The sequence below is a fragment of the Mycobacterium sp. 1482292.6 genome (assembly GCF_001672995.1).
Lineage (GTDB): Bacteria > Actinomycetota > Actinomycetes > Mycobacteriales > Mycobacteriaceae > Mycobacterium > Mycobacterium europaeum_A.
Genome location: NZ_LZKV01000169.1, coordinates 1 through 522, shown reverse-complemented (window position 1 = coordinate 522; position 522 = coordinate 1). Strand labels below are relative to the sequence as shown.

Genomic DNA, 522 nt, shown 5'->3' with positions numbered 1-522 from the left:
CGCGGGCGGCGGCGACGTCGGCGACCCGGGTGGCGTCGGTCAGCACGAGCCGGGCGACCTCCGCCAGCGCCGCGGCACCCGCGGCCGACCGCAGGTAGCCGACGTCTTGCGCGCTGAACCGCAGCCCACCACTCAGGAGGGTTTGACCCCGGTCACCATCACGTTGTAGTACCAGCCCTTCGGCACCACACGGCGCCACACGTTGGCGTCCACCCAGCTCAGCGTCTTCCAGCCGTTGAAGGCGAACTTCGCCCAGCCCCAGCCCAGCCGCCCGGGCGGCACCGACGCCTCGAAGGTGCGCACCGGCCAGCCGAACATCGCGGCGGTGAACTCCTCGCTGACGGTCCGCACCTGGGCGGCCCCGGCGTTGGCGGCCATCCGCTCCAGGTCGCCCGGGGTGAAGGTGTGCAGGTCGACGATGGCCTCCAGCGCCGCCGCCCGCGCCCGATTCGGCGACCGCGCCGCGATCCTGGTGGAGACGGTCCTGTTGCGCCGCCGCGCGGTGGACAAACTCGGCGGCCT

The 522-nt window shown here is 73.8% G+C and carries 1 pseudogene; it reads right to left on the bottom strand.

Annotated elements, in window-relative coordinates:
- Positions 1-132: 132 nt before the first annotated feature.
- Positions 133-522 (bottom strand): annotated as a pseudogene (locus A5624_RS16980) (hypothetical protein); the annotation flags it as partial.